This window comes from Shewanella sp. SM55, assembly GCF_025654025.1.
In the GTDB taxonomy this organism is placed as follows: Bacteria; Pseudomonadota; Gammaproteobacteria; order Enterobacterales; family Shewanellaceae; genus Shewanella; species Shewanella oncorhynchi.
On sequence record NZ_JAKKRS010000011.1, the window covers coordinates 123,721 to 149,838 of the forward strand.

A 26,118-nucleotide genomic window follows, 5' to 3' on the forward strand; every position below is an offset into this window, starting at 1 on the left:
AACCCGATGGCTCGTGTTAAGGTTGTGCTATGGGCTGTATGGATTATTTATTGATTTTGGTCTCTAGAGCAGCTAAGTGCATTGTATTGGTGAATGATGTCTTAGTTGGCGTGAGAGGCGTGGCAAACCAAGCATGATGGTAACTGTGTAACTATGTGCATAAGAAGGGCGCGCATTAGAAAGGTTTACATTAGAAAATGGTGTATCAGAAAGCAAAAAAGCCTGAATCTCTTCAGGCCTTTTCTTTTTTTCAATACAACAGCTTAATCCTTGCGGATTAATTCATGCCGTATTTTTTCAATTTTTTACGCAGAGTACCACGGTTGATACCTAGCATGTTTGCTGCGCGGGTTTGGTTGCCACGAGTGTGTTGCATGATGATGTCAAGCAGAGGCGCTTCAACTTCGCTTAGCACCATTTCATAAACTTCTTGTGCTTCCTGACCGTCCAACTGTGCGAAGAAGTTAGTTACGGCACGCTTGACGGCGTCACGTAATAACTGGGGCTTGATAGTGCCGTTTGCGGTTTCGATTTTGCCAACGGTAAGCTGGTGAACTTCTGTGTTAGTTGTCTGATCAAACATTCTATTCTGCTCTTTATTAATTCTGTACTAATTCATCAAAATAACATTCCACGAGGGAATACTGTTCTGCAGCGGTTTCCAGCCGATTAAAGTCAGCCCTAAATTGGCGCTGAGCTTCTTGGTCTAGGTACCATCCCATATGTTTTCTGGCGAAGCGGATACCCTTGTATTCACCATATAAGTCATACAGTTTGGTGAGGTGTTCCAGCATCACTTGACGCTGTTCGGCAACCTCAATGGGCGCTAGCTTATTACCCGTTTCCAAGTAGTGCTGGATTTCTCTGAAAATCCAAGGCCGTCCTTGAGCACCCCGTCCTATCATCAAGGCATCGGCACCGGTGTATTCCAGCACAAAGCGGGCTTTCTCCGGACTGTCGATGTCCCCATTGGCGACAACAGGAATCGAGACATTCTGTTTGATTGCTTTGATCGTGTCGTACTCGGCGTTGCCTCTGTACATACATTGTCTCGTGCGGCCGTGAACGGCGAGCGAGGCTATGCCACAATCCTCTGCAATCTGGGCGATTTGAACACCATTCTTGTGCTCTGGCTCCCAGCCGGTGCGAATCTTTAACGTGACAGGCACGTTCACTGCGGCGACCACGGCTTGTAAAATCTCTTTTACCAGCGGTGGATTTTGCATTAGCGCCGAGCCTGCCAGCTTTTTATTCACTTTTTTCGCCGGGCAACCCATGTTGATATCAATGATGTGAGCACCTTGTTCGACATTGAACAAGGCGGCTTGCGCCATTAAATCAGGATCAGCCCCTGCAATTTGCACTGAGCGGATGCCTTCCTCGCCAGAATGCGTCATGCGCTGGCGGCTTTTATCTGTATCCCAAACCTCGGGATTGGATGAAAGCATCTCGGAAACCGCTAAGGCTGCGCCATAACGAAGACAAAGATTGCGGAAGGCTTGATCGGTGACACCTGCCATTGGTGCCACGATCAGCTGATTGTTCAGTTGATAGGGTCCAATCTGCATTTTATGTTTCACCTTAGCTCTTCAAAGGGGCGCTATAGTAGCCCTTTTTGTTGGCCGTGAAAAGGTCAATAAATGACCTAGAGGTAATTTTTTTTCTTGACTTTTAATCGACGAGAAGTCAGAGGCTAAATTGTTGGAAGCCAGCGGTGGCGCATGTTGCGCCACCCTTTAGCGCTATTTACGCTTACCTGTCAAGCGGCTCCAATCTTCTTTGTGAGCCGCTGCGTCCATATCGAACCATTGGCTATAAAAGTCAGAGATTTCTTGGGCTTGTTCTTTGAGGAGGCCGGAAAGGGCAAGTTTGCCACCGGTTTTTACGCGTTCTGCGATCAAAGGCGCTAATTCACGCAGAGGGCCTGCAAGAATGTTAGCGACCAGTACGTCGGCTTTGAGATCGGCGGGTTGGTCTTCTGGTAAGTACAACGCCAGCTTGTCAGCGACATCATTGCGCTCGGCGTTGGCACGCGAGGCGTCGATGGCTTGATAGTCGATATCGATACCTGTGACTTTTTTCGCGCCCAGTTTCAGTGCGGCTACGGCTAAGATGCCTGAACCACAGCCAAAATCGATCACTTCTTCATCGCTTAAATCTAAGCTGTCTAGCCACTCTAAACACAGTGCTGTAGTGGGATGAGTGCCAGTACCGAAGGCAAGACCCGGATCTAAGATCACATTAACCGCGGTTGGATCAGGAATTTCGCGCCAGCTTGGGCAGATCCATAAGCGTGTGCCGAATTGGATTGGGTGGAAGTTATCCATCCATTCGCGTACCCAGTCTTTATCTTCAATTTGTTCGACTTTATGGCTGAAGTTCTCACCGAGGAAAGGCAAGGTTTTCAGCATGGCGATGGTCGGTGTCAGATCGGTTTCTGCATCGAATAAGGCCACTACCACGGTATCGCGCCACAGTGGGGTTTCGCCCAATTTAGGTTCAAAAATAGGGGTATCTTTACCGTCTTCGAAGGTGATAGAGACTGAACCTTCTTCCATGAGCAAGTCGCTGATGGTTTCAGCGTCATCGCTATTGGTGTTTATACGGAGTTGGATCCAAGGCATGGGGGCATCCTGTGACTGAGTGTTCATAAACTAAGGGTTCAAAATATCGCGGTATTGTATACCCAAACTATCCCAAAATGCAGGATGTAGCGGGAATTTAAAGCGCTTTAGGTAAGGTCGTTTGGTTATCACTAGGCTTTAGGTTCGACGACTGGCTATCCTGGTATTACGCTTTTGTCTATACAGACAAGGCGTTAGCTGGCGGGTATGGATTGGTGTTAAAAAACGAATTGTCAGTTTTATTATTTGATATAACACTATGAAAAATATTGGTTAATTGGTTTTACCTTTGTTTGGTTTTGATACGTTTTTTGTGATCATCTTCTAAGAGTTTAACTCCGTCAGGTGAGTTGGCTCACGCTTTAAATCTGTGACACTGAAGCCTGATTTGAGTTGCTGCTATGGTGTAGTTTGCCAAGAGGTGCCAACGATAAACGACATAGGTTAATTCAAGATGACAAGCATAACTCGAGTTCACAATAGGGTGAGTACACCGCTAGGTCATCCTTGGTCGGCTAAGGCTGATAGGCTGCAGAGTGCGACAGGGATTATGCTTGGTAGCTTTTTACTATTACACATGCATTTTGAATCGAGTATTTTGCTGGGTAAAGAGGCTTTTTATCGGGTCGTTCAGTTGCTTGAAGGTGGAATGTTTAGCAGCACAGGACATGGTTTTCCTATAGTCACTAAAGTGTTTTCAGTGTTTATGCTATTGGTGGTGATAGTACATGCCGCGATGGCGCTACGGCGTTTTCCGGCGCAGCTAGGGCAATGGCGAGCCCTGCGTTCGCACATGGGGAATATCAAGCATAAGGATACCCATGCGTGGTTTTGGCAACTGATCACTGGCTTTATCTTATTTTTCCTCGTTCCTGTTCACCTCTTCACTATGATTTTGAATCCCGAAATTGGCCCGCATTTATCAGCTGAGCGGGTTTATCACGATAATGCTTGGTTGCTGTATGCGCTGTTACTTCCTGCTGTAGTGGTACACGCCATGATTGGTCTCTATCGCGTGGCGGTAAAGTGGGGCATAACCACTCAGCGCTCAGGTCTGCGAAAATTCGCTAAGGTGCTGATTATTTACTTGCTATGCCTTGGTACTGCGAGCCTTGTTTCATATCTATTTATCGGTAGCGAGCTCGGTATTCCTGTGCAGCCCTTCGTACCTGAGTAGGCTTTAAGCCAGCAGCAGGATTTTGTTTCACTGCTATTATTAAGCATTTGGTTAATTATTCAGCACTCAATTGATCTGGCTCACGTTTTCGTGTGGATGTGTGAGCGATATTAGTTTGCGATAAGACTTAATGAGATTGGCTCGATAAGGTCAACGGCGTGAGGCGATAGGATGGCGATCAAATTAAATATTAAAAAATGGAGTGCTTGGCTGGATTTAAGCCAGAGTTTGTCAGGGGTAATACTCGCAGTCTTTTTGTGGACCCACTTAGTGTTAGTGTCATCGATTTTATTGGGTGCGGATGCCATGAGTTGGGTGGCACGCACCATGGAGCTGAGTTTTCTGTCCGCTGATGGACACGGTTATCCTTGGGTAGTGACTTGTATTGCCATTGGTATTGCCATTTTGACGTTAGTGCACGTGTTAGTGGCATTGCAAAAATTACCCATGAGTCTGCGTCAGCAAAGGGCGCTACGCCAACAAATGCAAGTGATCAACCACAGCGATACTCGCTTGTGGCGCTGGCAAGCCATTACTGGTGTAGTGATTTTACTGCTGTTGCCTGTGCATTTGTGGCTTATTGGCTCGGCTCCCGAAACCATTGGCCCTCAGGGAAGCGCCGATCGTATTTGGAATCAAGGTGTCTGGATGGTTTATCTGCCTTTACTGCTCACTGTGGAGTTACATGCAGCAATTGGTATTTACCGTGTGGCTTTGAAATGGGGCGCGGCGCGGGATCTCAACAACCGCAGTCGATTACGTAAGATCAAGACCATAGTGAGTGTGCTATTTGTCACTGTTGGCGTCGCCTCACTTCTGGCATTTTTACCCTACGCGAGTTAATTCCGCTTTTAATCAATGATTAAGTTAATCAGTGAATAGAATGTCGAACATAAAAAAACAGCACAAAACAATAGACCCCATTAAGGAGCAGGCGTGAAACTGATTTATACCGATTCATTGGTGGTAGGAGCTGGGCTCGCGGGCTTAAGGGTCGCTATCGCTTCGAAAGAGCGTGGGCTTGACACTTTAGTTCTGTCACTCATTCCTGCAAAACGTTCCCACTCTGCTGCCGCTCAAGGAGGGATGCAGGCGAGTTTAGGCAATGCCGTTAAGGGAATGGGCGATGATGAGGATGTGCATTTTCAAGATACGGTAAAAGGTTCCGACTGGGGCTGCGATCAAGATGTCGCACGAATGTTTGCCCATTGTGCACCTAAGGCAGTACGTGAGTTGGCCAATTGGGGCGTGCCTTGGTCTCGGGTGACTGCTGGCCCGAGAGAAGTGATAGTCAATGCGCAAAAAGTCACGCTACATGAGGCCCAAGAAGCCCATGGTCTTATCAACGCCCGTGATTTTGGCGGGACTAAAAAATGGCGCACTTGTTATACCGCCGATGGTACGGGGCATTCGCTGTTATACGCTATGGATAACAAAGCGATTTCCATGGATATTCCCGTCCATGAACGTATCGAAGCCTTGGCACTTATTCACGATGGTAAGCGTTGCCATGGCGTAATTGCTCGTTGTTTGATTACGGGTGAACTTAGAGCCTATGTGGCTAAGTCCACTACGATAGCCACTGGCGGTTATGGCCGAATTTATGAAGTGTCGACCAATGCGATTATCTGCGAAGGTATTGGCCAAGCGTTGGCATTGGAAACGGGCGTGGCAAGGCTTGGCAATATGGAGGCGGTACAATTCCATCCCACTGCCATTGTTCCCGTGGGTATTTTAACAACGGAAGGGTGCCGTGGTGATGGCGGCTTATTGCGCGATAAAGACGGTTATCGCTTTATGCCTGACTATGAGCCCGATAAAAAGGAGTTGGCATCGCGGGATGTCGTATCGCGTCGCATGACCGAACATATACGTAAAGGTAAGGGCGTCGATAGCCCTTATGGCCCGCATTTGTGGCTAGATATAACCCTTTTAGGTCGCAAGCATATTGAAACGAATCTTAGGGAAGTGCAGGAAATTTGTGAGAATTTCCTTGGCATCGATCCCGCTAAAGATTGGATCCCTGTACGCCCAACTCAGCATTATTCTATGGGCGGTATTCGGACTAATGCCACAGGTGAAAGTCCGCAGCTTAAAGGCTTATTTAGCGTAGGTGAGGCGGCCTGTTGGGACATGCACGGCTTTAACCGTTTAGGCGGTAATTCGTTGGCCGAAACCGTGGTTGGCGGCATGATTATTGGTAAATATGTCGCCGATTTTTGTGAGAACAATAGCCTTGAGATCGACACTCAGCTTGCTGAACGGTTTATGCAGCAGGTGCAGAGTGAAATCGATGTGCTGGTCGAGGGTGATGGTCACGAGAGCGCCTTTGAACTCAAGCGCGAAATGCAGCGCATCATGATGGATTATGTGGGGATTTTCCGTAATGGCCCCGAGCTTGAAAAAGCGGTTGCCGAGCTAAAAGTGTTGCTCGAGCGTTCGCGTAAACTCGGACTTAAGTGTAAAAAGCGTCACGCCAATCCCGAGTTAGTTGAAGCCCTGCGGGTCAAGCGTATGCTAAAAGTGGCGCTAACCGTAGCCTGCGGGGCCGCAGCGCGAACAGAGAGTCGTGGTGCCCATGCTCGCGAGGATTATCCGCAGCGAAATGATCGAGACTGGCTGAATCGCACCCTGGCCAGCTGGCCTGATCCCGAGGCACTCGAACCTGTGCTTAACTACGAAGCACTCGATGTGATGAAGATGGAACTCCCGCCGGGTTATCGTGGTTATGGCATCAACAACGCCATAGTGCATCCCGATACCGAAAAGCGTGAACAGCAAATTGCCGAGATTTTAGCTGAGCTAGGTGATGATGCTGACCGTTATCAAAGGCAGCGGGCTCTTATGCCCTTTGAATTACCCGAGAGCTTACAACCTAATAACGAACGTTTAAGTGATACTTTAAAAAGTCCATCTGCCAATGCGTTAGGAGAAAAATCATAATGAGCCAAGGTCGTCAGTTAACCTTTAATATCTTTCGTTATGATCCGCAGGAGCCAAACGATAAGCCGAAAATGGTGCGTTATCAGCTCACCGAAACGCCGGGGATGACGGTATTTATCGCCCTTAATAAACTCAGGGAAGAACAAGACACTTCATTGCAGTTCGACTTTGTCTGTCGTGCTGGTATCTGTGGTAGCTGCGCTATGGTGATCAACGGTTTCCCGACGCTAGCTTGCCGCACCTTAACGGCCAAATATCCTAAGGGCGAAATCACCTTAATGCCGCTGCCAGGTTTTGAGTTGATTGGTGATCTCTCGGTTAACACTGGTAAGTTTATGCGGGAACTGGCCGAACGCTTAAAGCTGTGGTTACACCCTAAGGCCAATGATATAAGCGTGCATCGGCTTGAAGATCCTATGGATCCAGATGAAGCTGCGCGTTTGTATGAGCTAGAGCGCTGCGTTGAATGTGGCGTGTGTGTTTCCGCCTGTGCGACTAAACAAATGCGTGAAACTTTTGTCGGCGCTGTGGGTATGATGAAAATAGCTCGTTTTGAGATGGATAGCCGTGACGCTCGTACTGCTGAGGATTTTTACCATGTGATTGGCAATCAGGATGGCGTATTTGGTTGTATGACTTTACTCGGCTGCCAAGACAACTGTCCTAAGGATTTGCCACACATGCAGCAAATTGCGTATTTACGCCGTAAGATGGCCATGACTTTGATTTGATGAGTGATAAATGATGAAAAGCGCCAACGTGTTTGGCGCTTTTTTGCTGATTAGCAGGCGTAGCATTTGTGAATGTCAGCTCGATTGATTATGTCTGCGGTTTGAGCGACGAATGCTTGAAAGTGCGTACTCGCCATATGTTCATCCAGTGCAGCTTGGGATTGCCAAATTTCGTACATCCAGAAGATATTTTCATCATCTAATGAGTGATGCAGTTTGTATTCGATACAGCCAGCCTCGGTATGAGTGTCTGTCACGAGTTGCTTGAGTATCTTAAATAGCGTATCGCTTTGGCCTTGATTCGCTATGATTTGAGCAAATACTGTTATTTTCATTGGTTAAAACCTTCTAAAACAATTTTACCGATCGCTTTGCCAGACTCTATCTGAGCGTGAGCTTTGATTAAGTTTTGGGCATTAATGGTGCCGTAGTGCTCACCGAACGTACTCTGTAACTCGCCTGTATCGATAAGGGCGCTTAAGCGGTTGAGTAAGTGATGTTGCGCAATCATATCCTCGGTCTGATATAGGCTGCGGGTAAACATCAGTTCCCAGTGTAAGGATAAGCTTTTACGCTTAAGTTTCATCACATCTAATGGCCCCTTAGGATCATCGATTAATGCTAGTTTTCCTTGTGGCTTAAGCACTTGTACTATTTCATCAAAATGCTGATCGGTTTGGGTTAAGCTAATCACATGGGTCACATTAGTAATGCCAATATTGGCAAGTTCCTGTGAAAGTGGCTTGGTGTGGTCGATAACAGCATCGGCACCAAGCTTATGCACCCAAGCGGCGGATTCTGGACGAGATGCAGTGCCTATCACTTCTGCACCTGTGAGTTTTACTGCAAGTTGAGTGATGATTGAACCCACACCGCCGGCCGCACCGATAATTAAAATACGGGCGTCAGTTGCCGAACCATCTTGGGGTAAAGCTAAACGGTCGAATAAAATCTCCCATGCCGTAATCCCCGTTAAAGGTAATGCCGCGGCTTGGGTATAGGTTAAACTTTTAGGTTTATGGCCGACAATTCGCTCATCAACCAATTGATATTCTGCATAACTTCCGCTGCGACTGATATCGCCCGCATACCACACTTCATCGCCAACGTTGAAAAGACTGACTTTCTCACCAACGGCTTTGACGACACCGACCGCATCCCAGCCGATAATTTTGTATTCGCCTGCAGGTGCAGAGCTAGATGCACGGATTTTTGTATCAACCGGATTGACAGAAATGGCTTTGATTTCCACTAAAAGGTCAAAACCTGTCGCAGTTGGCTCGGCTAGCGTGATGTTTTCTAATGCATTGGGCGCTGTGATTGCACCTGCTGTCTGGTAACCAATGGCTTTCATGTTTATTCCTCTGGGTGTACTTGCTGGAGTTTACTTGTTTGAGTGTACTTGTATCGTGTAGCCATTGTGTGGAATATTAGCTAAGAGATAAACAGGATAAAGTTTGTAATTTTTTCAAAGGATTTTTGATAATCATGCTAATTAATGATTTAGCTTTGTTCGTGCGAGTCGCTGATTGCGGCAATATATCTGCCGCAGCAGCCGAGATGGATATCTCGGCTGCTTCTGCCAGCGCTGCAATAAAACGGCTTGAGAAACAGCTTGATACTAGTTTATTTATCCGCACGACACGCAGCTTACGTTTGACTGTGCAAGGTGAACGTTATCTTATTCATTGCCGACGTGCACTAAGCGATTTAGCGCTTGGCGAACAGGCTATCGCCAGTGATAAAGGTAAAATATCTGGCACTTTAAGCCTGTCGGTTTCTTCAGACTTTGGTCGTAATTTGTTTGTGCCTTGGCTCGACGATTTTTTGCTCGATTTTCCTCAACTGCAAGTGCGCTTGCACCTTGGTGACAATATCAGCAGTTTTTACCACGATAAAATTGATGTCGCCGTGCGCTATGGAAAACCGCAGGATTCTAACCAAGTGGCTTTTCCTATCTGCAGTGTTGATCGTGTCTTGTGCGCCTCACCTGAATATCTCGCCAAGTTTGGTGCGCTTGATTCATTAGAACAATTAGTTGAGCATAATTGCTTGTTTTATAAGTTAGATGATCGCACCCACGATCAATGGCTATTTAGGCGTGATGGTCAAGAATTCAAAGTGCGTGTCACGGGCAATCGTAGTGCTAATGATGCCGAGATTGCCCGCCGTTGGGCTGTGGCTGGCAAAGGGTTGGTCTTTAAGTCGAGTCTAGATCTGGCCGATGACTTAATCTCAGGGCGATTAGTACGTTTGTTGCCTGAGTATCAGGGGGAGCCCGTCGATTTGTATTTAGTGTGCCCAGGACGTGAACATGTCACGCCTGTCGTGCTCTTACTGCGGGAAATGCTCCGGCAGCGAACACAGGCTTTGAGTAAAAACTTGAGTAAAATATTAGCAGTGAAAAAATCTTAGATAACAAAAAAGCCGCATAATGCGGCTTTTAGTTTAGAGACTCACTGAGTGAGATTTAAGACTTAGTGCGTTTCATGGCGGTAAAGAACTCTTCGTTAGTCTTGGTCATCGCCAATTTATCGATTAAGAATTCCATTGCGCTGACTTCATCCATAGGATTGAGGATCTTACGCAGGATCCACATTTTTTGCAGTTCTTCTTGAGTCGTGAGTTTTTCTTCACGACGGGTACCGCTGCGGTTGAAGTCAATGGCTGGGAACACACGCTTTTCTGCCGCTTTACGTGACAAATGTAGCTCTTGGTTACCTGTACCTTTAAATTCTTCGTAGATCACTTCGTCCATCTTAGAACCCGTATCAACTAAGGCTGTGGCGATAATGGTCAAGCTGCCGCCGTGTTCGATGTTACGTGCCGCACCGAAGAAGCGTTTTGGACGGTGCAGGGCGTTGGCATCTACACCACCCGTTAACACTTTGCCCGATGACGGGATAACAGTGTTATAAGCACGGGCTAAACGAGTAATCGAATCGAGTAAGATAACGACGTCTTTCTTGTGCTCAACCAAACGTTTTGCTTTTTCAATCACCATTTCGGCAACTTGAACGTGGCGGCTGGCTGGCTCATCGAAGGTTGATGCGATAACTTCGCCTTTAACGAGGCGCTGCATCTCTGTTACTTCTTCTGGGCGTTCGTCGATCAGCAGAACCATCAACACCACTTCTGGGTTGTTGTAGCTGATGCTTTGAGCAATACCTTGGAGTAATAGCGTTTTACCGGCCTTTGGTGGTGCAACGATCAAACCACGTTGACCTTTACCAATCGGTGAGCATAAATCCAGAATACGTGCGGTAATATCTTCAGTTGAGCCGTTGCCGCGCTCCATACGCATACGTTCTTCTGCGTGGAGTGGGGTTAAGTTTTCAAAGAGGATTTTATTACGGGAGTTTTCTGGTTTATCGAAGTTAACTTCGTTGACTTTCAATAGAGCAAAATAACGCTCGCCTTCTTTTGGTGGGCGAATTTTACCAAAAATGGTATCACCCGTTCGCATGTTGAAGCGGCGAATTTGGCTTGGTGAGACATAGATGTCATCTGGACCAGCTAAATAAGAACCGTCTGAGCTGCGTAAGAAGCCGAAACCGTCTTGGAGTATTTCTAATACCCCACCACCGAAAATGTCTTCTCCACTTTTTGCGTGGGCTTTAAGGATTGAGAAAATAATGTCCTGCTTGCGAGCGCGGGCCATATTTTCGAGCTTCATATTTTCAGCTAGCGAGACTAGGTCAGAAATCGGCGTGTCTTTTAATTCAGTTAAGTTCATTTTGGGGGTCTTGTGTTACGCGACAAAGCTTACCGCGATCAATCAGTAAGGATGTAATTCAGGATAGTGATTGACGAGCGAGAAGAGGTTATTAGAAAGAATCTGGTTATTAAAGTAGCACTAACAAAGCGGGGCGTCCAGAAATTTAGGGCAATTCCGGCACAATTAATTTATAGCTTGTGCCGGAGGTCACTCATTACGACGTCAAATTAGATTTGAGCGTCAATAAACTCTTTCAATTGCGTTTTTGAGAGTGCGCCAACTTTAGTCGCGGCTAATTCGCCGTTCTTGAATAGCAGTAAAGTTGGGATGCCACGAACGCCATATTTCGCTGGAGAAACATTGTTTTGGTCAACGTTTAATTTAGCGATAGTCAAGCGACCTGCATATTCTTCAGACACATCGTCTAAAATTGGAGCGATCATTTTACAAGGACCACACCACTCGGCCCAGAAGTCTACCAATACTGGCAAATCAGACTTTAATACGTCGTTTTCGAAGCTGTCGTCACTCAGGTATATAATTTTATCGCTCATGATGTTCTCCAGTTTGGGTGCCATTGCTGGTTTGTTAATGGCTTACCATGTATATTGGGGCTGAAAAATAGCTTTTCAAGTTACCTTTTTACAATGTGGCTATTTCAAACGATCGAGTATCTTATTGCAACCTCAACAGGTAAGCTTGCGCTATGAGCGAAACACATCTATCTACCCAAAGGTTTGCCGACCTACCTCTACATCCTGAGGTTAAACAGGCCCTTGCCGAGAACGGCTTCGAATTTTGTACGCCGATCCAGGCGTTATCACTGCCTGTATTACTCCAATCAAAAGATATCGCAGGCCAAGCACAAACGGGCACTGGTAAGACAATGGCCTTTTTGGTCGCCACGTTTAATCATTTATTATCGACTCCCATACCTGAAGGTCGACTGATTAATCAGCCCCGCGCCATCATTATGGCCCCGACTCGCGAACTGGCGATTCAGATTGCCAAAGATGCGATTTTACTCGCTAAGCACACACACTTAAAAGTGGGTATTGTTTATGGCGGTGAAAGTTACGATGTGCAGCGTAAAGTATTAGATCAAGGTGTTGATATCTTGATTGGTACAACGGGTCGAATTATCGACTACGTTCGCCAAGGTATTATTGGCTTGAATTCAATTCAGGCTGTGGTACTTGATGAAGCCGATCGTATGTTTGATCTTGGTTTTATTAAAGATATCCGCTTCTTATTTAGACGTATGCCTGAGGCAAATCAACGTCTTAATATGTTATTTTCGGCAACCTTGTCCATGAAAGTACAAGAGCTGGCTTATGATCATATGAATGAGCCCGTTAAAGTTGAAATCGCCCCCGAAGAAAAAACCTCCAAAAACATCAAAGAAGAAATCTTCTATCCTTCCCAAGAAGAGAAGATGCGTTTGCTGTTGACCTTGATTGAAGAAGATTGGCCAGAAAAAGCCATCGTTTTCTCCAACACTAAGCACAGTTGTGAAACGCTTTGGTCTTGGCTTGAAGGTGACGGACATCGTGTGGGTTTATTAACGGGTGATGTGCCACAGAAAAAGCGTATTCGTATCCTTGAGCAATTTACCAGTGGTCAATTAGATATATTGGTTGCTACCGATGTAGCGGCTCGTGGTTTACATATTTCTGACGTTTCACACGTGTATAACTATGATTTACCTGATGATTGCGAAGACTATGTTCACCGAATCGGTCGTACGGGTCGTGCGGGTAACAAAGGCATGTCGATAAGCTTTGCCTGTGAAGAGTACGCATTGAACTTGCCTGCAATCGAAAGCTACATCAATCATTCGATTCCAGTAAGTAACTACGACAGTGAAGCTTTACTGGCCGATATTCCTACGCCAGCGAAGATCCACCGTAAACACCCTAGCGGCACTCGAAACTTGCGTGATCGTTCAGGGGCAAGCCGTCCAGGTGCTCAACGCAGTGGTGCTCGCCCTCCTCGTCATGATAGGACACGTAGACATTCGTAAATGCCAACACCCGCTTATGCCGCTATAACATTAGGCTCAAATAGTTTTAATATGCTGATCGCCAAAACGCGTGGTGGTCAGCCGCATATTATTGCGAAATATAAACGCAAGGTGAGGCTCGCCGAAGGCATAGGCAACGATGGCAAATTAAGCCCCGATGTCATGCAGCGCGGCCTCGACTGTTTGAGTATGTTTGCCCAGATGTTGGTGCAACATAAGATTGAAGCAAACCATGTTGCTGTGATTGCAACTGCAACTCTTCGCAGTATTAGCAATGCTGATGAGTTTAATCAGCGTGCATTGCCACTCTTAGGTCATCCGATCGAAATTATCTCTGGAATGCGTGAAGCAGAGCTTATCTATCAAGGTATGGTGGCGACCACTTGTGGTCAAGGCCGTCGCTTGGTTATTGATATCGGTGGGGCGAGTACAGAGTTCATCATTGGCGATGGGCATCAAGTGCTGTTCAAAACCAGTTTACCCTTTGGTAGCGTGACTTATAATCGCCAATTTTTCAGCAGTTTGCCGCTGCAGCAGTTAGATTTCGATGATGCTAAGCAGCAAGTACTAATCGCATTAGCAGAGCATAGACAAACCCTACGTGATCTTGGTTGGCATTGTGTCGTTGGTGCCTCCGGGGCTGTACAGTCCGTGGTAGAAGTGTTACTATACCGAGGGTTATCTGAAACTATCACACTCGATGTGCTTACTCAGTTGAAAGCTGAGATCCTCGCTCAAGAAGATATTAGCTTAATGGGGATTGTTGGGCTTTGCAGTGAGCGAGCACCGACTTTTGCTGCGGGTGTCGCTATTCTATTGGCTTTGTTTGAGTTGCTGGGGATCGAGCATTTAGCCTTATCTGGCGGCGCATTACGTGAAGGTGTTTTAGTGATGTTAGCTCAGCGGATTATTGACGAAGTCGGCTAATATTTTATTAAAACATGATAAAAACTAAAGGCCGCGATGCGGCCTTTATTGTTTGTATATTCTTTGTACTGTGTCGATTATTTCAATAAATCGGCGAGATCTTTTTCTAAGGAAACTGTTGGGCGCTCTACGATGCGGCCAACTTCTTTACCTTGCTGCAGTACAATAAAGGTTGGAATGCGGGTAAAGTCGTATTTTGCGGCTAAGCCTTCGGGATCTTTTTTCGTTCGGTCGACACCAATATAGGTCACTTTAATATTGGGATTAGCGACTTCTTCCATAATACGGATAAAGCGCGGCGTTTCCCGGTGACAATCTGGGCACCAAGTACCAATGATCACTACAATTTCTGTAGGTTCAGTGATGCTTTTAAGCGGGGTGATTGCTGTGGTATCGACTTGATAGGTTTTATACCCTTCAGCAAACTCATTGAGATCTGTGACTAAATTTTGTGCTTCTACTATGCCAGTTAAAATCACTTCTTGTTTCTCCTCACTGCAGGTCGCAATTAAACCCTGTTGTTGTTCTTCAAATCCACAGCCACCATTGGCCAGTACCTGACAACTAAAAAATAAGGCGGTAGTGGCTAGGAATGCCTTAACGTTATTGTGCATGATGCGACCTCGAAATCGAAGAGAAAGAATGAAATTCGATTCAAACATTATTCTGGATGCGATTAAAGCGATTAATTGATTTGCTGCAAGCAAGATCACGCATTGCTAATATCTATCAGCTTAACGATCACATAATTGCATAGTTTCTGGAGTTAAGGCATTGAAACAGCACATCCCCGAACCGCGATTCGGGGATAGAGTGTATTGAAATAATAAGCTAAATGGCTCGATTACTGAGCGAGAATTTTTTCTAAAATAGGCTTATTAGCCTCGGGGAAGTCGTAATTGGTTAAGTCGGTTTTAGTGACCCAAGCGATAAGCTGACCTTCAAGGCCTTGAGCTGTGCCGTTAAATTCTGTGACTGAATGGATATCGAGTAGCACTTGTTTATCGGGATAATCGAAACTCAACGCCATAAATGGCTGACTATCAGTGACATTGAGCGCGACTTCCTCTTTGAGTTCACGGATCAATGCCTGAGTGACAGTTTCGCCAGTCTCAACTTTACCACCAGGAAATTCCCATTTTCCACCTTGATGTAAATGATCTGGGCGTTTTGCCAACAGAATTTCACCGGCCGAGTTAGTAATAATGCCGACGGCAACATGGATGCGTTTAGTCATAATATTTATCGATTAATGAGTGGGTAAAAGTAAGTGCATTAAAGGCTTGAGCTGAGTTATTCGTGTGTAAACCCACAAATTACTCTTTAAAAAAATCGCCTTCATCGAGATCAAATTCATCAAATGCTTCTGGATCAAATTCGGCTTTGACTGGGATGACGTGTTTTTCTGACGCCCAATCGCCGAGGTCGATCAACTTACAGCGTTCGCTGCAAAAAGGTTTAAATGCAGATTGTGGCACCCACTCGACAGGGGCTTTACAAATAGGGCAGTTAACGGTCAATGGCATAATTGTTCTCTTGGTTAACGGCGATAAAGCGGCCGCCAATACGAATGTCTTTCAGGCCATTAGTGTAAAGGCTTCATGCACAGGTAGCCAGTAAGAAATCAATTGAACGGTCGGAGTGGCGTTGTTGTTCAAATTGCACAAAATGGATAGCGAAACGGTTTTTATGGCCGCTAATCGTAGGATAACACCCGTGGGAAGCATCGACTTTAACCCTTACCAAAGCAAGTGCTTGGGCACTGTCACCTTGATAAAAGCCTGCGTGGGCAACGGCATTGTCGTAATGGGACGTGCTACGAGTAAGTTGAAGTAGTAACGTGATCGGGGTAAGTAAAGGTTCGAAATGCGCTATCCAAGAGCGATAATCGTGCTGTTTTTCTTCCCAAGGTTTAGATAGCCAATAATGCAGTTGTGGTAGGTCGAAGTTACAGCAAGCACCTGGCATGCCGAAGCGTTGTCGTAGTGCGGAAATAAATTTGTCTTGTTTTAATTGGCTGCCGAAGCGTTCAGGCTTTTGTAACGGTTCGCGGGCTTGGGTGAGGGCGTTGATATAGATATTGATTTGCTGGTGGTCGACGTGATCTAATTCTTGCCATTTGTTCAGTTGCAGCAAGTGCCGCTCAATATCTTTTAATACTTCATTGCGATAATCGCAGCGTTCAGACAATTCACAGAGGGAAAACAGCGGATAAAAACATCTATGTTGGTGGTCATTGCTTAGGTTACTTTGCAGCTGTTTATCGAGGTATTCGAGCCGCAAGTAGCTGCGAATTTTCTCGTTTAGGGGCTGTTCGTAAACTAATTCAGTCATGGGCGTTATGAGTACCAGATAGTTGTAAATAGCGTTGGTGCAATGCTAGCACCTCTCGTTTTAAGGTTGATATCTCTCCCTGATTATCAATAATGTCGTCGGCTCGGGCGAGTTTTTCGCTGCGGCTCAATTGGCTATTAATGATGTTATTTACTTGAGATACATCAACATTGTCCCTTTTTATGGTGCGGCTGATTTGCAACTCTGGCGAAATATCCACCACTAAAGTCCGATTGACTAACCTATCTAACCCGTTCTCAAATAGCAAGGGCACGACCATAATTACATAGGCTGAGGTTGCTTTTTCTACCTGCTCTAGCATTTCTTGGCGGATCATGGGGTGCAATAGCCGGTTTAACCATTCACGTTCTTCAGGGTGGCTAAATATCCGTTGCCGCAGTTTGGCGCGATCGAGTTCACCCTCAGGCGTTAACATCTCAATGCCAAAATGGCTAACGATGGCCTCAAGTCCTTTTGAACCCTGAGCTACAACGTCGCGGGCAACGATATCGGCGTCGACTAAGGTAATGCCTTCTGCGGCGAATAAATTGGCAACAGTCGTTTTACCGCTACCAATCCCACCCGTTAAACCAACAACAAATTTGGACATAAAACTCTCTTAAAAGCTATGAAGGACGCTACGCTGCTAGGACGGACTTTGTCCTTGCAGTCTACGGAACGGGCTTCGCCCTTACGGTAAGCGAAGCGTTCAGTGAGTAAGCTTGCGAACGTTCCGTTATCCTTAAGTGAAGCCTGTTCTATAACGTACTTAAGTACCAATCCACTATAGGTTGACCCCATATTAGGGCTATCCAGCCTGCGGCAGCAATATAAGGCCCAAATGGGATGGGATTACCTTGCTTGAGGCGTTTACTGACAATCATAGTGATGCCGACCAGTGCTCCGACTAAGGACGAAAGTAAAATGACCAGCGGCAGCATTTGCCAGCCGAGCCAAGCACCGAAAACGGCGAGCAGTTTAAAGTCCCCATACCCCATGCCTTCCTTGCCTGTGAGGATCTTAAATAGCCAAAAAATGGACCACAAGCTTAAATAGCCAGCTGCCGCACCGATAATGGCATCGGTTGGACTCGCAAATGTATGATTTAGATTGATGATCAAGCCGAGCCAAAGTAACGGTAACGTCATTTGGTCAGGCAGCAGCATCTCATCAAGATCGATACCAGTAAGGGCGACAAGTACAAATGTCAGTATGCTCGCAAAGACAAATTGCCAGCTTGGACCAAAGTGCCACGCTAAAGTCGCTATAAGCAGCCCTGTGATGAATTCAATAATAGGGTAGCGGGCGGAAATTGGTGCGTGACAGGCGGCGCATTTTCCCTTGAGCATTAACCAGCCGAATACAGGTAAATTATGCCAAGGTTTAATCGCCGTTTTGCACTTAGGGCAAGCAGAGCACGGCACTACAAGATTATATTTTTCGGGGAAGCTATCTATAGGTTTATTGAGTTTATCAATACCGATTTGTGTGACTATCTCTGAGTGGTATTCCTGCAAATACTGATTACATTCTTGCTGCCATTCCCGTTTCATCATCACAGGAAATCTGTGGATCACTACGTTTAAAAAACTGCCTATGGTGGCGGCAAAAATAAAGCTTAGCGTAATAAAGAGCCAAGGACTCTGATCAAAAGAGTGGCCCAAAAGAGAGATAAATTCAGTCATTCAATTTCTTATATATTATTTGTGGAAGTGAGGCGTAATAACTAGCCGCCAACAATATTACCCATCTGGAAGATAGGTAAATACATGGCAACAATCAAACCACCCACAACAGTACCGATAACCACCATCATAATCGGTTCTATCAGACTTGATAAGCCATCGACGGCATCATCGACTTGCATTTCGTAGATGGTTGATACTTTATTGAGCATGTTATCTAGTGAGCCGGATTCTTCGCCTATCATCACCATCTGCACTAACATATCGGGAAAAAGACCAGTGGTTTGCATCGCGACATTCATCTGCATCCCCGCCATGACCTCTTGGCGAATATTCAATATGGCTTTGCGATAAACTGCATTACCCGATGCGCCAGCGGCGGACTCTAAGCCATCAATTAATGGCACACCTGCGGCAAAGGTGGTGGCTAAGGTGCGGGCGAAACGTGCCATGGCACCTTTGTGTAAAATCGGTCCAATGGCTGGGATTTTAAGCACGGCTTCATCGACTCTATCCCGTAAAATTTGCGAGTTTCGATGTGCGCGTACAAATAAAAATACACCGCCGACAATGGCAGCTAAAAAGATATACCAAGAAGATTGTAAGCCGCGGGAAATATGCAGTACCAGTTGCGTAAAAGCGGGCAGTTCTGCACCAAAGCCTTTAAAAATATCTTCAAACTGTGGCACCACAAAAAGAAGTAACAAAACCGTAACTAAAATAGCGACAATTACAACTGCAGCAGGATAAAACATGGCCTTCTTAATTTTTGATTTGAGCGCTTCCGTTTTTTCTCTGTAGGTTGCGACTCGATCGAAAACCAAATCGAGTGAACCTGAATGCTCACCCGCGGCGACTAAGTCAACATATAGTTCGTCGAAGTAACGCCTATGGGGGCGCATAGCATCGGATAAGGGAATACCCGATTGAATTTCGGTTAAAATAGTACCCAGTAATTCCCGCATTTTAGCTTTTTTATGGCCACGGCCGAGTAGTTCAAATGTCGTTACCAAAGGAACGCCTGCCGCCAACATAGTCGCGACTTGACGGGTCATCATGGCTATATCCATAGGGGTGATATTGGCTTCACCTAACTTAAATAGCGGAGAGGACTGCTTACGAACGCTCTTAGGGTTTACTCCTTGTGATTTAAGCTGGCTACGGATTTCGGCTGCGGTAGCACCTCTAAGCTCTCCTGCCGTTTTTTTGCCATCGCGGTTAACGCCTTTCCATTCGAAGGTATAGATTTTGGGCTGGCTTTTTTGCTCGGCTTTCTTAGTTCGAGACTTTCTTGTTGTCGTTGCCGTAGCCATAAATTATCCCTGTAAATAAATCGTTCTAGATTTCTAGTTAACTGAACGCTGTGCTTGTGAAATAGTTTGGACTCTAAGATTCAAATATACGAGTAGTAATACGGTATTGCCTAAATTTTAGATATAAAAGATTGGATTTAGCCAAAACTGGTTACGCGATTGACTTCTGCAATACTAGTTACGCCATGAATTACTTTCAATAATCCTGACTGACGCAAATCCCGCATCCCTTGCGCTTTAGCTTGGGAGGCGATTTGTAAGGAGTTACCGCCTTCCATGATAGTACGCGCTATCTCATCGGACATCTTCATCACTTCGTAAATACCAACCCGGCCTTTGTAGCCTGCAGAGCAATGTTCACAGCCTACAGGTTTAAAGGTAGTAAAGCCGTGGGTAATTTGTGTTTGAGAAAAACCTAAACGTAATAGTTCATGCTCAGGGATGATTTCAGCTTGCTTACATTCGGGGCAAAGTCGACGTGCTAAACGCTGGGCAATAATCAGGTTAACTGAGCTGGCGATGTTATAACCTGGCACGCCCATATTGATTAAACGGGTCAAGGTTTCGGCTGCCGAGTTAGTGTGTAGGGTCGATAACACTAAGTGACCCGTTTGTGCTGCTTTAATGGCAATTTCGGCGGTTTCAAGATCGCGAATTTCGCCCACCATCACCACATCTGGGTCTTGGCGCAGGAATGAGCGTAAAGCAGAGGCGAAAGTGAGACCGGCTTTTAAGTTTATGTGAACTTGGTTTACACCCTCAAGGTTTATTTCTACCGGATCTTCGGCGGTAGAAATATTGCGCTCTTCGGTATTGAGAATATTTAATCCTGTATAGAGGGAGACTGTTTTACCTGAGCCTGTTGGGCCGGTCACTAAAATCATCCCTTGGGGTTTTGCTAACATCTCAAGGTAAAGTTTTTCTTGGTCGGGTTCGTAGCCGAGCTTTTCAATGCCCAATTGTGCGGAGGAAGAATCCAAGATCCGCATTACAATTTTTTCGCCCCATAAGGTCGGTAGAGTGCTGACCCGAAAGTCGATGGACTTAGTGCGGGAAAGTTTCATCTTGATTCGGCCGTCTTGTGGCACGCGGCGTTCGGCGATATCAAGTTTTGACATTACTTTTAGGCGCGCTGATAAACGACCCGCAAGGCTTATAGGCGGTTCAGAGACTTCGTGGAGGATACCGTCGATGCGAAAACGAATGCGGTAGCGCTTTTCATAGGGTTCAAAGTGTAAATCCGAGGCTCCTTTACGAATGGCATCGGTTAGAATTTTATTGATATAGATAACAATAGGTGCATCATCGCTGGCCTCGCCTGCGGACTCTTCATTACGTCTGTCAGTGTCGGTAATTTCAATGCTCGCCAGTGCCGCTTCATCCATGCCGCCTAAATCTAGGCCGCTGATGTCTTCTTCGAGGATTTTTTCTAGCGCTTTAGCCAATTTATCTTCTTCAACCAGAATCGCTTCGGCGTGCAGGCCTGCACTAAATTGGAAATCTTCGAGGGCGGCAATATTGGTCGGGTCGGATGTGCCTATATAGAGGCGATTACCACGTTTAAACAGGGGTAAGCAGCGGTGTTTTTCAATGAGTTTTTTATTGAGGAAGTCCTCAGGAATCGAGGCAAGATCAAATTCATTGAGATCGAGTAGTGGCGTGCCATATTCCTCATAGCACATCTCAGCAATGGCACGTGCTGAAACCAGTTTACTTTGAACTAAAGTGCTTACTAACGCTTGCTTATTCTGACGGGATTTTGTGATGGCATTCGCCATCTGCTCTTCATTTAGCAGACCTTTACGGATAAAGAGGGTCGATAACCCTAAATGCAGGCCTGTAGATGGCATAGAGACTCCAGTTGTAAACAAGTGTTGAAATAATAACGTCTTTATAGCATTTTGTCATATTTAGTCTAATGAAAAAGTTATCCTTGGAACAAACAAATTTATGTGTGCGGAAGTTCATTGATGTCGTGAGATTGAAAGCATTATTTACTTTATTTTCAATTGCTTGTTGTTGGTTTTGAACGTTGCGGTCATCGTAAGTCTAGGAGCATACGTATAGCAAGGAACTTCCGAGATGTACCGTATGAAATCAAATTTTATTTTTAGCAGAAAAACATTAAAAATTTTGGATTTTTAAAGTTTTAATAAAAAGAAGAAGTTGCAAACTTTTATAGTCTTAGGTGAACGTTATGGAGGTGACTTAACATAAATTTGTATGATAATTAGTAAATTATAACGTTATAGCCATTAATTATTTGAGGAAGTCTGTATATGCAATTGGGAGCTTATTCTTGGGGACTATTAATTACATTTGCATGTATTTTCCTGCTTGGGACTGTATTTTATTTTAATTTTTCTTATCTTGTTGGTATCGACAGTGAGTATGATCTAAAGCGTTTTCTTGTTATTGGCTTTATTTGGCTTGCTTCGTTGGGGTTATGTTTTGTTAAGGATGTTGAGTTCATAAGGCTTTCAAGGTTGACCAAGGTGTCTTTAACGATTTTTTTTGTATTGGCTATTGTATCTGCTTTTTTCAGTAAACATCCCTTTTGGGGAATGGTTGAAATAACTAATATCGGAATACTCATAATAGCATTTTACTTGTTTGCTTTGAGTATTAATTCGATGAAGCGCAGCATCTTGTATTTTGCCGTTTATGCGGGAGTTTTATTCTTTTCTGTATTGACGTTTGCTAAATATATTTTATTTTTATTCTTTTCTTATGCGGATGCACAAAGCTTCGATATTCATGGCTTACTTACGGGTTATGTGAATGTCCGCTTTTTTAACCAACTGCAAGTAATGGTGACACCTCTGCTTTTTTTGCCTTTTTTTGTTCAAAGTTTAGCTAAGTTCAAACGAGTCTCCATAGTTTTTGTTGCACTACATTGGGCTGTGTTGTTACAGACTGAAGCCCGGGGAGCTATGCTCTCGCTCATTTTAGCGTCAGTCGTGCTGTTTTTTTTTGTAGATGCAAATACCCGCAAACAATTTATTTCGACCATGTTGCAAACCATGTTATTTGGTATCTGCCTGTGGCTAGTATTTATCATCATAATTCCGTACTGGCTGATGGACAGTTCAAGTTTTCAGATTAGAACGGGGAGTTCTGGAAGGTTAGATTTATGGCTGTATGTTCTTAAATCTATTCCAGAACGTTTGTGGTTGGGTTTTGGGCCGATGAGCTTTACTTGGGCTGAAGGTAAACCATTACCACATGCTCATCCACATAATTCAGTGATGCAATTACTTTATGAGTACGGTGTTATCTGCAGTATCGTTTGCATAGCTTGGGTATTGAGTCGAATTTATAAGAGATTACGATATTTATATCTAGCAAACGACGTCGAGGTCATTCCTATTATTTATGCTCTGCTATCTGGGCTTTGTTATTCTTTGTTTAGCGGTGTTGTTGTCATGCCATTGGCACAGTTGATGCTGGTTTTTGTGGTCGCCATGCAAGTGCAATATGGTACATGTCGTGGCTATAAAGCAAGTGTCGTAGTCAGGATGTTATTGTTTTTAGTCGTGAGTGTTATGGCGTTTGTGTTATTGAACACTTACAAGAATGAAGAGTTGCTCCCTGCCTTATTTCCTAGAATGTGGGTGAATGGATTGATTAGCTATTAAGTTGTAAATATGTTTGATGTTGACAGATGTGTGATACTACAAATTTTCTAAGAAAAATACTTTTTAAGACTGGCTCTGACTATCTACAACCTATAGCATTTTTCTAAAAAAGAACACCTTGCTAACAAGGTGTTCTTTATAAAAAGAAATTAGCTAGCAGCTACACATGAAGCAGTTGCCATAGTACATGTAATATTTTTGACAGGATCTGATTTCGGTACATAAACTCTTGTTGTGTCAGCAGCTGCAGCAACCGGGCCGCTAGCACAAGCTGATGCAGAGTACACTGGTAAAGGGGTGATTTCACCAATAACTGCAGCAGCATATGCTTTTTCGAATGAAGCAGCTTCTGATAAGCATGAGTTAACTTTACCTTTATTCACATAATCCTTATACGCAGGAAGTGCGATCGCGGCTAAAATACCGATAATGGCGACTACGATCATTAGTTCGATCAGAGTAAAACCCTGAGCTTTTTTATTTAATGCTTTGTTTAAATTCATGGCCTTCATTTTTTCTCTCCAGCTAACTATTTAGTGACTTACTGTGGTTGAATAGAGTGTTTAACCTAACTGCTGTTTTACTCTATAAATTGTGTTATCTCATCAAACTTTATAACTCATTTATGTCAATAAAATCATTTATATGATCTATGTAACATTAACAGTACACCGATGATCTTGAATGACCCATGTGTAATGACTCATGCTGATTTATCCAAGCTAGCTTTGCTAAATTAGCACTAAGTTAATGCTGGGTTAGCGCTTGTTTGAATAAATTGTTTCGGCAACCGCACCTTAGGCTAACGTTTTCAAAAATATGCCTCTCAAAAAACGTGAACTAGGCAATTTTAAAAAGAATCCCAGTGCTGACCTTAGGTGAGGTTGACCAAACGGCCATCTCGCCTTGGTAAAAGTTAGTACAAAGTTAGGTAAAAGGAAACAAAAATTAAGTATAAAGTACTAATAAAGTGTTGTTTTTGTATAAAAGGCTAACTTATCGACATGTTAGGTTATAACAACTTTTTGACAATATCAGTTTAGCTGGCGTGTCTCTCTATGTCGTCAAATTGGTGACATGAAATGGTGGCGGGTTGGGTGCTTCGTGAGGGTGAATGCTGAGTATGATAGTGCAGGCGTGATTTTGCATTTGGTTTGCAGGAGCCCTACAAAACAAATGCACTTCGCCTTAATATTTTATGAGTGGAATGTGCTTACGGTACTTTGCGAGAACATTCCACTACCAGCTAACATCCAGCGGTTTTAAGCTTTTAATCTGAGTGATAAATCTAAGGCGCGAACATGCTTAGTGAGTGCGCCAACTGAGATATAATCCACCCCTGTTTTGGCGAATTCGGCTAGGGTATCTAAGGTGACATTACCAGAGACTTCAAGCTTAGCGCCGGCGCCTTTAGCTTTATATTGATTGTTCATTTCAACCGCTTCGACCATCTTAGTGATGTCGAAGTTATCTAACATTATGATATCTGTGCCAGAGTCGAGTGCTAAGGCGAGTTCTTCGAGTGACTCCACTTCGACTTCAACGGGTTTATTCGGGTACAAGTTGCGGGCGGTATCTACGGCTTGGCGAATACCGCCACAGGCCATAATGTGGTTTTCTTTAATCAAAAAAGCATCATATAAACCAATACGATGGTTTTTTCCGCCACCGCAGGTGACGGCATACTTTTGTGCCGTGCGTAGGCCTGGAATTGTCTTGCGAGTATCTAACAAGCGAGTGTGAGTCCCCGCCAGTTTATCGACATAATGTTTGGTTAAGGTAGCTACGCCAGAAAGTGTTTGGATAAAGTTCATTGCCGTGCGTTCGCCTGTGAGAATAGCGCGCGCAGGACCTGATAATTCACATAATAGCTGGTTGGGTAATACTAGATCGCCATCATCCACATGCCAATGTAGTGCGACTTCACCACCGAGTTGGTTAAAAACCTGCTCTGCCCATGCTTTACCACAAAAAACGCCTTCTTCACGGGTGATTAAAGTGGCTTCAGCGTACTTATCGGCGGGGATCAACATTGCTGTGATGTCGCCATAAGCGATGGCTTTGGTTTGATCGTTGATTTCGGTGCCACCTAAGTCTTCACTGAGGGCTGATTTTACTGATTGGCGGATATCGTTTTCTAACATAAGCGGAGTCCTTGCATTACGGCCTACTTGCATTTTAGGTTAAGATTACCACGGCCTTAGGTCTCACGGAACAGGTTGGCAGATTGAGCAAAAGGAGTAAGCTGCAGCCTTATTTAAATTGAGAGTGGATGGTTTGCTCCATGATCTCAATGTTAAAAGATAGCTCAGTCAGTAAGTTCCGTGCGCAGGGTTTCTTCTTTGCTTGGAGGAATACTGTTAGAGTAAGCCAGTATATGTGGCATAGAGGATAAGCTCATAATGCGGTTTGATTCGGGTTGGTGTGATAGTGCGAGGCGTTGTGAGTCGCCACATTTTAATCAACGTCCCTTGAATGAAGTGAGTTTGTTAGTGATCCACAATATTAGTCTGCCCGCAGGCTGCTTTGGATTACCTTACATTGATCAATTATTTCAAGGGTGTTTAGATACTAATGCCGATTCCAGCTTTGCACCGTTGCTGGGCTTGCAAGTGTCGGCGCACTTTTTGATCCGCCGCAATGGCGAGCGTGTCCAATATGTAAGCTGTAATGACAGGGCTTGGCATGCTGGGGTGTCTCATTATGGCGAGAGAGAGAATTGTAATGATTTTTCCATTGGTATTGAACTGGAAGGCACTGATACTGAGCCTTACACTCCTGAGCAATATCAGTCACTCATCGAGTTAACACAAGCCCTACTGGTAGAATATCCATTGCTGAGTATTGAACGGATTGTGGGTCATTGTGATATTGCGCCAATGCGGAAAACGGACCCAGGGCAAAGTTTTGATTGGGAAGGATATTTAGGCAAGTTAAAGGAATATACTCAGGCGTTGCGCTCTTAGTTAATCACTTAACTTTTTGGATTTTAGACGTATTCCATA

Annotated in this window: 26 protein-coding genes; 9 read left to right on the top strand and 17 right to left on the bottom strand. The window is 44.8% G+C overall.

Annotated features, from left to right (window positions below; translation table 11 throughout):
* Nucleotides 1–277: 277 nt before the first annotated feature.
* From fis to prmA, 3 genes are all read right to left on the bottom strand, one after another.
* Nucleotides 278–583, bottom strand: coding sequence for a DNA-binding transcriptional regulator Fis (gene fis / locus L5L91_RS14710; protein WP_006083371.1), 306 nt, complete (start codon nt 581–583; stop codon nt 278–280).
* Nucleotides 584–599: 16 nt separating this feature from the next.
* Nucleotides 600–1,568: a tRNA dihydrouridine synthase DusB gene (gene dusB, locus L5L91_RS14715; RefSeq protein ID WP_105250428.1), complete on the bottom strand. Its 969-nt coding sequence runs from the start codon at nt 1,566–1,568 to the stop codon at nt 600–602.
* A 174-nt stretch (nt 1,569–1,742) separates the two neighbouring features.
* On the bottom strand, nt 1,743–2,624 hold the full coding sequence (gene prmA / locus L5L91_RS14720; protein ID WP_105250427.1) for a 50S ribosomal protein L11 methyltransferase: 882 nt from the start codon (nt 2,622–2,624) through the stop codon (nt 1,743–1,745).
* A gap of 454 nt (nt 2,625–3,078) precedes the next feature.
* Here prmA and L5L91_RS14725 point away from each other — a divergent pair, with 454 nt between their 5' ends.
* The 4 genes from L5L91_RS14725 to L5L91_RS14740 all read left to right on the top strand — a co-directional run bounded on the left by L5L91_RS14725 (nt 3,079) and on the right by L5L91_RS14740 (nt 7,475).
* A complete protein-coding gene (locus tag L5L91_RS14725; protein ID WP_263236988.1) occupies nt 3,079–3,801 on the top strand; it encodes a fumarate reductase cytochrome b subunit in 723 nt (240 codons plus the stop codon).
* A gap of 171 nt (nt 3,802–3,972) precedes the next feature.
* Nucleotides 3,973–4,644, top strand: a complete 672-nt coding sequence (locus L5L91_RS14730) for a fumarate reductase cytochrome b subunit (RefSeq protein ID WP_263198005.1) — start codon at nt 3,973–3,975, stop codon at nt 4,642–4,644.
* 93 nt (nt 4,645–4,737) lie between these two features.
* Complete coding sequence (locus L5L91_RS14735; RefSeq protein WP_263236989.1) at nt 4,738–6,744, top strand: fumarate reductase flavoprotein subunit; 2,007 nt, start codon at nt 4,738–4,740, stop codon at nt 6,742–6,744.
* Entirely contained in the window at nt 6,744–7,475 is a 732-nt protein-coding gene (locus L5L91_RS14740) for a fumarate reductase iron-sulfur subunit (RefSeq protein ID WP_113940800.1), read from the top strand. Before L5L91_RS14735 ends, L5L91_RS14740 begins: the two co-directional genes overlap by 1 nt.
* Nucleotides 7,476–7,525: 50 nt before the next feature.
* Here the strand turns inward: L5L91_RS14740 and L5L91_RS14745 are convergent, their stop codons facing one another.
* Together L5L91_RS14745 and L5L91_RS14750 are read right to left on the bottom strand one after the other, a co-directional pair.
* Entirely contained in the window at nt 7,526–7,810 is a 285-nt protein-coding gene (locus L5L91_RS14745) for a putative quinol monooxygenase (protein WP_263186438.1), read from the bottom strand.
* Nucleotides 7,807–8,829, bottom strand: a complete 1,023-nt coding sequence (locus tag L5L91_RS14750) for a zinc-binding alcohol dehydrogenase family protein (RefSeq protein ID WP_198573104.1) — start codon at nt 8,827–8,829, stop codon at nt 7,807–7,809. The genes L5L91_RS14745 and L5L91_RS14750 overlap by 4 nt, the downstream gene beginning before the upstream one ends.
* A 134-nt stretch (nt 8,830–8,963) precedes the next feature.
* Between L5L91_RS14750 and L5L91_RS14755 the strand changes: the two genes are divergently transcribed.
* Nucleotides 8,964–9,890, top strand: a complete 927-nt coding sequence (locus L5L91_RS14755; protein WP_263186437.1) for a LysR family transcriptional regulator — start codon at nt 8,964–8,966, stop codon at nt 9,888–9,890.
* A 55-nt stretch (nt 9,891–9,945) separates the two neighbouring features.
* Here L5L91_RS14755 and rho read toward each other — a convergent pair whose 3' ends face one another.
* Both rho and trxA read right to left on the bottom strand, forming a co-directional pair.
* Entirely contained in the window at nt 9,946–11,211 is a 1,266-nt protein-coding gene (gene rho, locus L5L91_RS14760; RefSeq protein WP_011787892.1) for a transcription termination factor Rho, read from the bottom strand.
* Between the two features lie 209 nt (nt 11,212–11,420).
* A complete protein-coding gene (trxA, locus tag L5L91_RS14765) occupies nt 11,421–11,747 on the bottom strand; it encodes a thioredoxin TrxA (protein ID WP_105250415.1) in 327 nt (108 codons plus the stop codon).
* Nucleotides 11,748–11,899: 152 nt separating this feature from the next.
* On the opposite strand from trxA, the gene rhlB reads away from it, so the two are divergent.
* Nucleotides 11,900–13,216 (top strand): ATP-dependent RNA helicase RhlB, encoded by a 1,317-nt coding sequence (gene rhlB / locus L5L91_RS14770; RefSeq protein ID WP_063884693.1) that lies wholly within the window; start codon nt 11,900–11,902, stop codon nt 13,214–13,216.
* Nucleotides 13,217–14,143: an exopolyphosphatase gene (locus tag L5L91_RS14775; RefSeq protein WP_263236990.1), complete on the top strand. Its 927-nt coding sequence runs from the start codon at nt 13,217–13,219 to the stop codon at nt 14,141–14,143.
* A 77-nt stretch (nt 14,144–14,220) separates the two neighbouring features.
* Here L5L91_RS14775 and L5L91_RS14780 read toward each other — a convergent pair whose 3' ends face one another.
* The 8 genes from L5L91_RS14780 to pilB form a co-directional block, all read right to left on the bottom strand.
* Nucleotides 14,221–14,757: a thioredoxin family protein gene (locus L5L91_RS14780; protein ID WP_263186435.1), complete on the bottom strand. Its 537-nt coding sequence runs from the start codon at nt 14,755–14,757 to the stop codon at nt 14,221–14,223.
* Nucleotides 14,758–14,987: 230 nt separating this feature from the next.
* A complete protein-coding gene (gene mutT / locus L5L91_RS14785; protein ID WP_131523409.1) occupies nt 14,988–15,380 on the bottom strand; it encodes an 8-oxo-dGTP diphosphatase MutT in 393 nt (130 codons plus the stop codon).
* A gap of 79 nt (nt 15,381–15,459) precedes the next feature.
* A complete protein-coding gene (gene yacG / locus L5L91_RS14790) occupies nt 15,460–15,669 on the bottom strand; it encodes a DNA gyrase inhibitor YacG (RefSeq protein ID WP_006083355.1) in 210 nt (69 codons plus the stop codon).
* Between the two features lie 73 nt (nt 15,670–15,742).
* A complete protein-coding gene (gene zapD / locus L5L91_RS14795) occupies nt 15,743–16,477 on the bottom strand; it encodes a cell division protein ZapD (protein WP_212601342.1) in 735 nt (244 codons plus the stop codon).
* Nucleotides 16,470–17,087: a dephospho-CoA kinase gene (gene coaE, locus L5L91_RS14800; RefSeq protein WP_263186434.1), complete on the bottom strand. Its 618-nt coding sequence runs from the start codon at nt 17,085–17,087 to the stop codon at nt 16,470–16,472. Before coaE ends, zapD begins: the two co-directional genes overlap by 8 nt.
* Nucleotides 17,088–17,235: 148 nt before the next feature.
* Nucleotides 17,236–18,162, bottom strand: a complete 927-nt coding sequence (locus L5L91_RS14805; protein ID WP_263186433.1) for a prepilin peptidase — start codon at nt 18,160–18,162, stop codon at nt 17,236–17,238.
* 41 nt (nt 18,163–18,203) lie between these two features.
* Complete coding sequence (locus L5L91_RS14810) at nt 18,204–19,475, bottom strand: type II secretion system F family protein (RefSeq protein WP_263236992.1); 1,272 nt, start codon at nt 19,473–19,475, stop codon at nt 18,204–18,206.
* 137 nt (nt 19,476–19,612) lie between these two features.
* A complete protein-coding gene (gene pilB, locus L5L91_RS14815; protein WP_263164581.1) occupies nt 19,613–21,325 on the bottom strand; it encodes a type IV-A pilus assembly ATPase PilB in 1,713 nt (570 codons plus the stop codon).
* Between the two features lie 429 nt (nt 21,326–21,754).
* Here pilB and L5L91_RS14820 point away from each other — a divergent pair, with 429 nt between their 5' ends.
* The gene (locus tag L5L91_RS14820) at nt 21,755–23,113 is read left to right on the top strand and encodes an O-antigen ligase family protein (protein ID WP_263164580.1); all 1,359 of its coding nucleotides are present in this window, start codon (nt 21,755–21,757) and stop codon (nt 23,111–23,113) included.
* A 149-nt stretch (nt 23,114–23,262) separates the two neighbouring features.
* On the opposite strand, the gene L5L91_RS22685 is transcribed toward L5L91_RS14820, so the two are convergent.
* Both L5L91_RS22685 and nadC read right to left on the bottom strand, forming a co-directional pair.
* Nucleotides 23,263–23,625, bottom strand: a complete 363-nt coding sequence (locus L5L91_RS22685) for a prepilin-type N-terminal cleavage/methylation domain-containing protein (RefSeq protein WP_317629653.1) — start codon at nt 23,623–23,625, stop codon at nt 23,263–23,265.
* A 750-nt stretch (nt 23,626–24,375) separates the two neighbouring features.
* Nucleotides 24,376–25,257 carry a carboxylating nicotinate-nucleotide diphosphorylase gene (gene nadC, locus L5L91_RS14830; RefSeq protein WP_263236993.1) on the bottom strand — a complete coding sequence of 294 codons (882 nt, stop codon included), beginning with the start codon at nt 25,255–25,257 and terminating at the stop codon, nt 24,376–24,378.
* A 258-nt stretch (nt 25,258–25,515) separates the two neighbouring features.
* On the opposite strand from nadC, the gene ampD reads away from it, so the two are divergent.
* Nucleotides 25,516–26,079, top strand: coding sequence for a 1,6-anhydro-N-acetylmuramyl-L-alanine amidase AmpD (gene ampD, locus L5L91_RS14835; protein WP_263236995.1), 564 nt, complete (start codon nt 25,516–25,518; stop codon nt 26,077–26,079).
* The last annotated feature ends 39 nt before the right edge of the window (nt 26,080–26,118 follow it).

Coding starts and splice junctions, on each gene's coding strand:
- fis (WP_006083371.1), bottom strand. CDS start 583: ATGTTTGATCAGACAACTAACACAGAAGTTCACCAGCTTACCGTTGGC.
- dusB (WP_105250428.1), bottom strand. CDS start 1,568: ATGCAGATTGGACCCTATCAACTGAACAATCAGCTGATCGTGGCACCA.
- prmA (WP_105250427.1), bottom strand. CDS start 2,624: ATGCCTTGGATCCAACTCCGTATAAACACCAATAGCGATGACGCTGAA.
- L5L91_RS14725 (WP_263236988.1), top strand. CDS start 3,079: ATGACAAGCATAACTCGAGTTCACAATAGGGTGAGTACACCGCTAGGT.
- L5L91_RS14730 (WP_263198005.1), top strand. CDS start 3,973: ATGGCGATCAAATTAAATATTAAAAAATGGAGTGCTTGGCTGGATTTA.
- L5L91_RS14740 (WP_113940800.1), top strand. CDS start 6,744: ATGAGCCAAGGTCGTCAGTTAACCTTTAATATCTTTCGTTATGATCCG.
- L5L91_RS14745 (WP_263186438.1), bottom strand. CDS start 7,810: ATGAAAATAACAGTATTTGCTCAAATCATAGCGAATCAAGGCCAAAGC.
- L5L91_RS14750 (WP_198573104.1), bottom strand. CDS start 8,829: ATGAAAGCCATTGGTTACCAGACAGCAGGTGCAATCACAGCGCCCAAT.
- L5L91_RS14755 (WP_263186437.1), top strand. CDS start 8,964: ATGCTAATTAATGATTTAGCTTTGTTCGTGCGAGTCGCTGATTGCGGC.
- rho (WP_011787892.1), bottom strand. CDS start 11,211: ATGAACTTAACTGAATTAAAAGACACGCCGATTTCTGACCTAGTCTCG.
- trxA (WP_105250415.1), bottom strand. CDS start 11,747: ATGAGCGATAAAATTATATACCTGAGTGACGACAGCTTCGAAAACGAC.
- rhlB (WP_063884693.1), top strand. CDS start 11,900: ATGAGCGAAACACATCTATCTACCCAAAGGTTTGCCGACCTACCTCTA.
- L5L91_RS14775 (WP_263236990.1), top strand. CDS start 13,217: ATGCCAACACCCGCTTATGCCGCTATAACATTAGGCTCAAATAGTTTT.
- L5L91_RS14780 (WP_263186435.1), bottom strand. CDS start 14,757: ATGCACAATAACGTTAAGGCATTCCTAGCCACTACCGCCTTATTTTTT.
- mutT (WP_131523409.1), bottom strand. CDS start 15,380: ATGACTAAACGCATCCATGTTGCCGTCGGCATTATTACTAACTCGGCC.
- yacG (WP_006083355.1), bottom strand. CDS start 15,669: ATGCCATTGACCGTTAACTGCCCTATTTGTAAAGCCCCTGTCGAGTGG.
- zapD (WP_212601342.1), bottom strand. CDS start 16,477: ATGACTGAATTAGTTTACGAACAGCCCCTAAACGAGAAAATTCGCAGC.
- coaE (WP_263186434.1), bottom strand. CDS start 17,087: ATGTCCAAATTTGTTGTTGGTTTAACGGGTGGGATTGGTAGCGGTAAA.
- L5L91_RS14805 (WP_263186433.1), bottom strand. CDS start 18,162: ATGACTGAATTTATCTCTCTTTTGGGCCACTCTTTTGATCAGAGTCCT.
- L5L91_RS14810 (WP_263236992.1), bottom strand. CDS start 19,475: ATGGCTACGGCAACGACAACAAGAAAGTCTCGAACTAAGAAAGCCGAG.
- pilB (WP_263164581.1), bottom strand. CDS start 21,325: ATGCCATCTACAGGCCTGCATTTAGGGTTATCGACCCTCTTTATCCGT.
- L5L91_RS14820 (WP_263164580.1), top strand. CDS start 21,755: ATGCAATTGGGAGCTTATTCTTGGGGACTATTAATTACATTTGCATGT.
- L5L91_RS22685 (WP_317629653.1), bottom strand. CDS start 23,625: ATGAAGGCCATGAATTTAAACAAAGCATTAAATAAAAAAGCTCAGGGT.
- nadC (WP_263236993.1), bottom strand. CDS start 25,257: ATGTTAGAAAACGATATCCGCCAATCAGTAAAATCAGCCCTCAGTGAA.
- ampD (WP_263236995.1), top strand. CDS start 25,516: ATGCGGTTTGATTCGGGTTGGTGTGATAGTGCGAGGCGTTGTGAGTCG.